This window comes from Streptomyces tricolor, assembly GCF_002155905.1.
GTDB classification, from domain to species: Bacteria; Actinomycetota; Actinomycetes; order Streptomycetales; family Streptomycetaceae; genus Streptomyces; species Streptomyces tricolor.
In genome coordinates this window covers 1-6,003 of the sequence record NZ_MUMF01000653.1, presented here as the reverse complement: position 1 = coordinate 6,003, position 6,003 = coordinate 1, and the positions used below count along the sequence as shown (strand labels likewise).

At 75.1% G+C, this 6,003-nt stretch carries 6 protein-coding genes; 2 read left to right on the top strand and 4 right to left on the bottom strand.

The features are described from left to right. Positions 1–236: 236 nt before the first annotated feature. Positions 237–1,640 carry a sensor histidine kinase gene (locus CCN44_RS36500; protein WP_086702963.1) on the bottom strand — a complete coding sequence of 468 codons (1,404 nt, stop codon included), beginning with the start codon at positions 1,638–1,640 and terminating at the stop codon, positions 237–239. Then, on the bottom strand, positions 1,637–2,344 hold the full coding sequence (locus CCN44_RS36495; RefSeq protein WP_059249715.1) for a response regulator transcription factor: 708 nt from the start codon (positions 2,342–2,344) through the stop codon (positions 1,637–1,639). The genes CCN44_RS36500 and CCN44_RS36495 overlap by 4 nt, the downstream gene beginning before the upstream one ends. 98 nt (positions 2,345–2,442) lie before the next feature. Here CCN44_RS36495 and CCN44_RS36490 point away from each other — a divergent pair, with 98 nt between their 5' ends. Next, on the top strand, positions 2,443–2,970 hold the full coding sequence (locus tag CCN44_RS36490; RefSeq protein ID WP_086702965.1) for a hypothetical protein: 528 nt from the start codon (positions 2,443–2,445) through the stop codon (positions 2,968–2,970). Between the two features lie 78 nt (positions 2,971–3,048). Here the strand turns inward: CCN44_RS36490 and CCN44_RS36485 are convergent, their stop codons facing one another. Continuing rightward, positions 3,049–3,918 carry a spermidine synthase gene (locus tag CCN44_RS36485; RefSeq protein WP_086702960.1) on the bottom strand — a complete coding sequence of 290 codons (870 nt, stop codon included), beginning with the start codon at positions 3,916–3,918 and terminating at the stop codon, positions 3,049–3,051. A gap of 64 nt (positions 3,919–3,982) precedes the next feature. Continuing rightward, complete coding sequence (locus CCN44_RS36480) at positions 3,983–4,387, bottom strand: hypothetical protein (protein ID WP_059255004.1); 405 nt, start codon at positions 4,385–4,387, stop codon at positions 3,983–3,985. A 266-nt stretch (positions 4,388–4,653) separates the two neighbouring features. On the opposite strand from CCN44_RS36480, the gene CCN44_RS36475 reads away from it, so the two are divergent. Next, positions 4,654–6,003: hypothetical protein (locus CCN44_RS36475; RefSeq protein WP_107502145.1), on the top strand; the 1,350-nt coding region annotated here is incomplete at its 3' end.

Below are 6,003 nucleotides of genomic sequence, written 5' to 3'. Positions count from 1 at the left end.
TGCCGGTGAGCAGGACGGCGCCGCCGCCGATCACGGCCGCGGCCAGCAGGCCGCCTATCGCCTTGTTCCTGCCACTGATCCTGCGCCGGTGCGTGCTCATGCGCGTGCCTGCCTTCGGTGTTCACGGGGTGATTCACGGGGGGTGAGCCACGGGGGTGAGGTGCGGCAGCACGCTAGCGATCAGGAAAGGGGCAAATCTCCCGTTGGAGGCGTCCGTTGCGGACCTTAGGGTTCGCTTAAGGAAGCGATCGGGGACGGTTAAAGGTGGCGACCCGTTTGCCCGTCCGCCGTCTGCGGACGGCCCCGCGCGGCCGGCGGCCCGCCGGCCCCCGCCCGTCCAGCTGGAACCAGATCCGCACCTCCGTGCCGCCCAGCACCGAGCCGCCGATGCGGACGTCTCCGCCGGTGGACTCGGCGAGCCGGCGGACGATGTCCAGGCCGAGGCCGGTGGAGCCGGTGTGTCCGGAGCCCCGGCCGCGGGCCATCGCCGCCTCCGGGTCGGGTATGCCGGGGCCCGCGTCGGAGACGAGCACGATCACCGCGTCCTCGCCGTTGTGCACGTCGACCGCGAAGGCGGTGCCCTCGGGGGTGTGCCGGAAGACGTTGCCGAGCAGGGCGTCGAGGGCGGCGGCGAGGTCGGCGCGGGCCACGGGTATGCGCACCGGCCGCTCCACGCCGGCCACCCGCCACTTGCGGCCCTCGTCCTCGGCGAGCGCGGACCAGAACTCCATGCGCTCACGGACCACTTCGGCCGCGTCGCAGCCGGCGCCGGGCCCGGCGGCGGCCGTCTGCGGCTTGGCCTCCCGGGCCGTGCGGATGATGGTGTCGACCTCGCGCTCCAGCTGGGCGACGGCGGCCCGGGTCTGCTCGGCGGCGGGTCCGGCGCCGAGGGAGGCCGCGTTCAGCCGGAGGACGGTGAGCGGGGTGCGCAGCCGGTGCGAGAGGTCGGCGGCCAGCTCGCGTTCGTTGGCGAGGAGTTGGACGACCTGGTCGGCCATGGAGTTGAACGCGACGGCGGCCAGCCGGAGTTCGTTCGGCCCTTCCTCCGGGACGCGGGCGCCCAGCCGGCCCTCGCCCAGTTCGCGCGCGCCCTCGACGAGACGCTGGGCGGGCCGCACCATGCGCACCCCGAGCCGGTCGGCGACGGCGACCGAGCCGACGATCAGCGCGAGACCGACGGCCGCGAGCACCGCCCAGGCCGTGCCGACGCCGTTGGTCACCTCGGACTCCGGGACGTACACCTCGACCACCGCGATCGCGCCGGAGCCGAGCGCGACCGGCTGGAGCAGGGTGGAGCCGCCGGGCACGGTGGTGGTGGAGGCGCGGCCGAGTCTGCGGACGGCCTGGACGTCGCGGGCGGCGGCGCGCTGCCGGCCGAGGTCGAGCGCGGCCCGGCCGCCGTCGGCGGGCAGGTGGACCGCGAGTCCGGCGTCGGCGCCGGCCGAGGCCACCACCCGCTCCAGCTCGTCCCGGTCGGTGGTGATGGACAGCGCGGGCGCGACCGCGGCGGCCTCGCGCTCGGCGCGTGCGAAGGCGCGGTCGCGGGCCATCTCCTTGACGACCAGGCCGAGGGGCACGGCGAAGGCGACCACGACCATCGTGGTGACCGCCAGGCACACCTTGACCAGGGCCCATCTCATCGCGGGCCCTCCGCGTCCGCGGGGGGTTCGAGCTTCACGCCGACGCCCCGCAGCGTGTGCAAGTAGCGCGGCCGGGCGGCCGTCTCCCCCAGCTTGCGGCGCAGCCAGGACAGATGGACGTCGATGGTCTGGTCGTCGCCGTAGGACTGCTGCCAGACCTCGGCGAGGAGTTCCTTGCGCGGGACGACGACCCCGGGGCGGCCGGCCAGGAAGGCGAGCAGGTCGAACTCGCGGCGGGTGAGGTCGAGCCGGGCCCCGTCCAACTCGGCCTGGCGGCGCAGCGGGTCGACGGTGAGCCCGCCGACCCGCAGGACGGACGAGGACGTGGCCTCGGCGCCGCCGGAGCGGGCCCGGCGCAGCACGGCCGCTATCCGGGCGGAGAGGTGCTCGACGGAGAACGGCTTGGTCAGATAGTCGTCCGCACCGGCGTTCAGCAGCCGGACGACCTCCGTCTCGTCGTCCCGGGCGGTGGCGACGATGACGGGCACGTCGGTGATGCCGCGGAGCATCTTCAGGGCCTCGGAGCCGTCCAGATCGGGCAGTCCGAGGTCCAGGATGACCACGTCGAAGCGGAAATGGGCGACCTCGCGCAGCGCCTCCAGTGCCGTACCGACGCTGCGCACGGTGTGGGCGGCGTCGGTCAGGTGCCGGATGAGCGCCGAGCGGACGAACTGGTCGTCCTCGACCACGAGCACACTTGCCATGCGCCGCACCGTACGCCATGCGGACGACACCGGGCGGGCGCCTGTGGACAACCCGGGGCATGTGCACACCGCGGTGTCGCTGGGGCAGTATGGCCGCGATGCGCAGAGGACTCGTACACGTACTGGCGTGGCTGCTGGCGACGGGAGCGGCGGTCACGCTGTCGTGGTGGGGTGTGCACACGGTGATGGCGGGGACGGCGTACGACCCGCCGCGCGCCCTGCCGGTGACGGCGGCCGAGGCGTCCGGCGCGGACACCCGGGACGTGCGGTCCGCCTCCCGGGCGCCCTCTCCTGCCGCGAGCCCGTCCCGCGAGCGGCCGGCCCGTCCGGCGCCGGAACCGACGCGCACTCCGGCCCGCACCACGTCCCCGTCCGCCTCCCCCAGGGCCACCGCGACCGCGTCCGGCCGGGTCAGGTCCTACGACACCGACGGCGGCCGGGCGGTGTTCGACCTGGGTCCGGCCGACGCGACGCTGGTCTCGGCGACCCCGGGGACCGGCTGGTCGATGCAGGTGTGGAAGACGGAGAGCTGGATCAGGGTGGAGTTCAGCCGGGGCGCGGACCGGGTGTCGGTGTTCTGCACCTGGCACGACGGTCCGCCGCGGGTGGACGTGGGCACGTACTGACTCGGGACGGGCCGACTCCGGACGGGCCGGTTCCGTCGCGGTCCGTCCGGCATCGGATCGGTGCCGGACGCCGGACGGCTACTGGAACACCGAGGGCGGCGGGGCCGGTGAGGCCACCGCGGCGGCGTCCGTGACGGGCACCGCGCCGCCGGCGAAGTCCGTGAGCCGCCTGCCGTGTTCGACCCGGCCGGGGTGCGGATCGGAGGCGGCGCGGCGGGTGAGTTCGGCGAGCGGCAGCGGGAGGTCGCAGGCGACCAGGATCGCGTTGCCGAAGCGCTTGCCGCGCAGCACGGCCGCGTCGGCGATCAGCGCGAGTTCGCCGAACTGGGCGGCGGCGGTGGCGATCTGGCCGCGCAGGTGCGCGAGCGGCGGGCCGTCGGCGAGGTTGGCGGCGTAGACCCCGGACGGCTTCAGGGCGCGGCGGACCTCGTCCAGGAACTCGGTCGAGGTGAGGTGGGCGGGGGTGCGGGCGCCGCTGAACACGTCCGCGACGACCAGGTCGGCCCAGCCGTCCGGCACCTTGGCCAGACCCGCGCGCGCGTCCACCGCACGCACCCGGATCCGCGCGTTCGGGTCCAGCGGCAGTTCCCGGCGGACCAATTGGACCAGGCGCGCGTCGCACTCCACGACCTGCTGGGTGGAGCGGGGCCGGGTCGCGGCGACGTACCGGGCGAGGGTGAGCGCGCCGCCGCCGAGGTGCACCGCGTGCACGGGCTTGCCGGGCGGGGCGGCGAGGTCGATGACATGGCCGAGGCGGCGCTGGTACTCGAAGGAGAGGTACGCCGGGTCGTCCAGGTCGACGTGCGACTGCGGCGCCCCGTCGATCAGCAGCGTCCAGGCCCGGCCGCGGTCCGGGTCGGGGACGAGCCGCGCGAGCCCGCCGTCGACCGGCTCCTCGACGGCCGCGACCGCCGCCGACCTGCGCCGTGTGTTCCTGGACCTGCCCATCCGTCCATTTTCGCAGCTGCCGCGGGTGCGCGCGGCACCGGCGGCCGCCGGCCGCGGGCGGGCCTCAGCGGCAGCTGTCGGCCGCCTCGATCAGCCGGGCCGCCTCCCCCAGGGCCCGGCGCAGCACCACCGGGTCGGTGGCGAGGTCGGCCTCGCCGGGCGGCAGCAGCCAGTCGGAGCCCTCCACCGGCGGCTCGGGGTTCAGCCGCAGACCGCGTCCGTTCGTCTCGGTGCAGGTGCTGCCGGGCACGTCCCAGCCGGCGGCCGTACCGGCCGGCACCAGGAAGCCGAGGGTGCCGCAGCCGTCGTCGTGCAGGACGGGCCCCACCGCGTCGGCGGCCTCCCGCCGCAGGATGTCGACCGCCTCCAGCCCCTGCCGGGTCGGTACCGTCACGAGGTCGCACGCCGCCTCGCCCGCCGCGGACGCGGACGACGACGTACAAGGATCGTTGCTCTGGCTGCTCTCCATGCCGGCCTCCACCACACAGCCCTGTTGCGGTCCATGGGGTCCAACGCGCGAACCCGTCAACGGCTACGGCACAAGTGCGCCGCAAAGGATGGCACTTCATGGCAGATCGTGGATGAGATATCCGGTTTGTAGCCAAACACCGCGTGGCGGGACCTTCACAGCAGGTACGTTCATGCCCGCCGGAACCAGGGCGTCACATGGGCAACTCGTCCCGAAATCGCCCCGGCCCCGGCATGGTTCGACGGTTCGCACGAGAGGACCCGGCCATGGCGTCGTCAACGGTGACCTCGTCACAGCCCGAACGGCCAGCCCGGCCGAACCTCGCCTTCCGGCAACTGCGCGGCCGGCGCTCACCGGCCGAGTTCGCGGCGCTGGTACGGCGGGCGGCACGGGAGATCGGCGAGCGGGTGAGCTGTGACGCGCGCTACATCGGCCGGGTGGAGGCCGGCGAGATCCGCTGCCCCAACTACGCGTACGAACGCGTGTTCCTGCACATGTTCCCCGGCCGCACGCTCAGCGATCTCGGCTTCGCCTCCCGCTCCTCCGTCCGCGGACGCGCGGCGCGTACGGCCGCGGGGCCCGCGGGGCCCGCTGAGTCGCGCGGGGGCTCGGAGCCGTATGAGTCACGGGAGACGCGGGAGATGCGGGAGACGCATCACCCGCTCGTCTTGCAGGCCGCCCGGAACTCGCAGGACCCGCAGGACTCGCAGGAACAGTACGAACTGTACGAACCGCATGAGAAACACCCCCTGAACCACGAGGAGAGCGACGTGCTGCGTCGCGCATTCATGACCGGCGGGGGCGCCACCGTGGCCGCCGCCGCCCTGGCCCCGCTGGGGCTCACCACCGGTGCCGCGGCGGCGGAACGGCCGCCGCGGCGGGCCGGCACCCCCGAGGCGGCGGCGCTGGAGGAGGCCGTCCGCCGGATCCGGCTGCTCGACGACCGGCACGGCGCGGACGGCCTCTACCGGCGCGCGGCGGCTCCGCTGCGCGCCGCCTACGCGTTGCTCGACGCCGGCGCGACCCGGCAGACCACCGCCGACCGGCTGCACGCGGGCGCCGGCGAACTCGCCATCTCCGTCGGCTGGCTGGCCCACGACTCCGGCCGCTTCGACGACGCCCGCTCGCACTACGCGGAGGCGTTGGCCACCGCCCGCATGACCGGAGACGCGGCACTGGAGGCGCACGCCTTCTGCAACACCGCGTTCCTGGCCCGGGACGCCGGGCGCCCCCGGGAGGCGGTCCGGGCCGCGCAGGCCGCGCAGCGCGCCGCCCAGCCGCTCGGCTCCGCCCGGCTGCTGTCCCTGCTGGCGCTGCGCGAGGCGGGCGGCTGGGCGGGGCTCGCCGACCGCACCGGCTGCGAGCAGGCGCTGGCCCGCGCGCAGGCCCTCTTCGAGCGGGGCCGCTCGGACGCCGACCCCGAGTGGATGAGCTTCTACGGAGAGGCCGAGCTGGAAGGGCTGGAGGCGCAGTGCTGGTCCACGCTGGGCGACTGGCGGCGGGCGTCCCGGCACGCTCGGCGGGCGGCGCGTCTGCAGGATCCCCACTTCACCCGCAACATCGCGCTCTACACGGCGGAGCTGGCCGACGACCTCGCGCGCGAGGTCGTCGGCCAG